3 protein-coding genes are annotated in these 2,716 nt (G+C 58.8%); all 3 read left to right on the top strand.

Going from position 1 to position 2,716, the window contains the following annotated elements; translation table 11 throughout:
* Positions 1 to 1,576 (top strand): DNA gyrase subunit A (locus ACFFAR_RS30315; RefSeq protein ID WP_375509125.1); only part of this gene is annotated, 1,576 nt, incomplete at its 5' end.
* A 146-nt stretch (positions 1,577 to 1,722) separates the two neighbouring features.
* Positions 1,723 to 2,181, top strand: a complete 459-nt coding sequence (locus ACFFAR_RS30310) for a CopD family protein (RefSeq protein ID WP_061998942.1) — start codon at positions 1,723 to 1,725, stop codon at positions 2,179 to 2,181.
* Between the two features lie 124 nt (positions 2,182 to 2,305).
* Positions 2,306 to 2,716: hypothetical protein (locus tag ACFFAR_RS30305; RefSeq protein WP_375509124.1), on the top strand; the 411-nt coding region annotated here is incomplete at its 3' end.

Below are 2,716 nucleotides of genomic sequence, written 5' to 3'. Positions count from 1 at the left end.
CCTGAAAGTGCGGGCGCGCTGGAAGATCGAGGACATGGCGCGTGGTCAGTGGCAACTCGTGATTACCGAGTTGCCGCCTAGCACGTCGGGCCAGAAGGTGCTCGAGGAAATCGAGGAACTGACGAACCCCAAGATCAAGCTCGGCAAGAAGGCGTTGAGCCCCGATCAGTTGCAGACGAAGCAGACCATGCTTGCGCTGCTCGATACGGTGCGCGACGAATCCGGCCGCGACGCGCCCGTGCGGCTTGTGTTCGAGCCGAAGTCGAGCCGTATCGACCAGACGGAGTTCGTGCATTCGCTGCTCGCGCATACGAGCCTGGAATCGAACTCGTCCATCAATCTGGTCATGATCAGCGCCGACGGCCGGCCGCGTCAGAAAGGTCTGCGCGAGATCCTGCACGAGTGGGTCGGGTTCCGCTTCACGACGGTCACGCGGCGCACGCAGCATCGGCTGGGCAAGGTGAACGACCGCATCCATATTCTCGAAGGGCGGATGATCGTCTTTCTGAATATCGACGAAGTGATCCGCGTCATTCGTGAAGCCGACGATCCCAAGGAAGCGCTCATGGAGCGTTTCAAGCTGAGCGAGCGCCAGGCCGACGACATTCTCGAAATTCGTTTGCGTCAGCTTGCACGCCTCGAGGCGATCAAGATCGAGCAGGAATTGAAGGATCTGCGCAGCGAAAAGGAAAAGCTCGAAGAACTGCTGAATAGCGACGCTGCCATGAAGCGCCTGCTGATCAAGGAAATCGAAGGCGATGCCAAGACGTATGGCGACGAACGCCGCACGCTGATCCAGGCCGAAAAGCGCGCCACATTCGAAGCGCGCGTGGTCGACGATCCGGTGACGGTGGTTGTATCGCAGAAGGGCTGGGTGCGTGCCTTGAAGGGGCATGGACTCGATCCCGCGACCTTCCAGTTCAAGGCGGGCGATGGCATCTACGGCACGTTCCTCGCGCGCACGCCGGATATCCTGATCGCATGGGGCAGCAACGGGCGCGTGTATTCCGTGCCGGTCGCCATGTTGCCGGGTGGGCGTGGTGATGGTGTGCCGGTGACGTCGTTGATCGAACTGGAATCGGGAACCCATCTGCTGCATTACTTTGCGGCGCCGGTAGAGCAACCGTTGTTGCTGGCATCGAGTAACGGCTTTGGCTTCATGGCCAAGCTCGGCGATATGGTCAGCCGCGTGAAGGCGGGCAAGTCGTTCATGACGATCGACGAAGGCGCGCTTCCGTTGACGCCCATGCCGGTGCTGGCCGGCGCCACGCATGTCGCGTGCTTGACGAGCAACGGGCGCCTGCTGGTGTTCGGTATGGATGAAATGAAGACGCTCTCGGGCGGCGGGCGCGGCGTGATCCTCGTCGCGCTTGAACCGAAGGAGACGTTGCGTCAGGCGTTGACCATCGACAAGCGTGGTCTCGTGCTCACCGGCGCGGGACGCGGCGGCAAGGTGCGCGACGAAAAGCTCACGTGGGCGGCGCTGGAGGCTTATGTCGGCAAGCGTGCGCGCAAGGGCCGTGCGCCGGATGTGACCATCAAGGTGACTGATTTGCGTCCGGTCCTCGAAGGCTGAGAGCCGGCGTGATTCTCAGATGCCTCGGGCCCGTCCGCCCGAGGCATTTCTTTATCTTGAAAAATACTTGAACTGGTTTCATTCAGGCGAGTCGAATGCCCGAATGTCGCATTCAGCGACGGCTTCACCTGCAATTGGGAACACAGATGAACAAGGCGATTGAAGTGGCGCTGTTCCTGCATCTATTGGGAATCGCGGTCTGGATTGGCGGAATGATTTTCGCGCATTTTTGCCTGCGGCCGGCCATCGCGGATTTATCGCCGCAATTGCGTCTGCCTTTATGGGAATCCGTGTTTGCCCGGTTTTTCAATTGGGTCGCGGCGTCGGTGCTCGTGATCTTGCTGACAGGCGGTTTCCTGTTGACCCAGTTTGGCGGTGGCCATGCGCCCTGGCCGCTGCATGCAATGGCCGGCATCGGCATTGTGATGATGCTGATTTTCGGGCATATCCGTTTCAGCGTGTTCCCGAGGATTCGGCGCGCGGTTCAATCGCAGAACTGGCCCGATGGCGCGCGTTCTGTCGGCACCATTCGCCGTCTCGTGCTGATCAATATTGTGCTGGGCGTCGTGACTGTCGGTACGGCGGTTTTATCGCGTGGGATGTAGTTCACCGACAAATCCAAAATAAAAGATCGCAGCATTTCGCTCCTTGTTTGAAGGCCCCATTGCTCATCGCCAACGCGTTCTCGACAGTCTAAAGTGCTGAGTCGATTCGATTTGGAAATGGGTGATGAGCGCTTCGAAAAGGTCAAAGAGACCGCGCGGTGATTCGGTATCCTGGGTAAAAAAAGAGCATCGCTGGATCGGTCTGCCAATAACAATACTGGCATTCGCCAATTTGACAGTCGACACCGCGAATGCCACTGATCTGGCCGGTTCAAACACCGGCTACGCGCTCAATCCCGCTGACAATCCGTTCACCGTTGTTTCGAATGCCATTATCGATACAACCGTACAAGGCGGCGTCGCCATATACGGAAAGTCGGACAGCACGATAACGTGGACACTGGCGAATAACGGGGTCGTCATTGGCAGCTATTTTGCCCTTGAATTCGACAGCTCCGCATCGATCCTGAATAACGGCTCGACGCGCAGCAACACCACCACCGCAATGGCGTTGTACAGCGGCTCGATGGCGCCG

This window comes from uncultured Caballeronia sp. (assembly GCF_964243625.1).
Taxonomy (GTDB): domain Bacteria; phylum Pseudomonadota; class Gammaproteobacteria; order Burkholderiales; family Burkholderiaceae; genus Caballeronia.
Note: the sequence above shows the minus strand (reverse complement) of the source record. Positions and strands in the feature narration are given on the sequence as shown.

Excerpts from the sequence above, each read along its gene's own strand:
- ACFFAR_RS30310 (WP_061998942.1), top strand. The coding sequence starts at position 1,723 with ATGAACAAGGCGATTGAAGTGGCGCTGTTCCTGCATCTATTGGGAATC.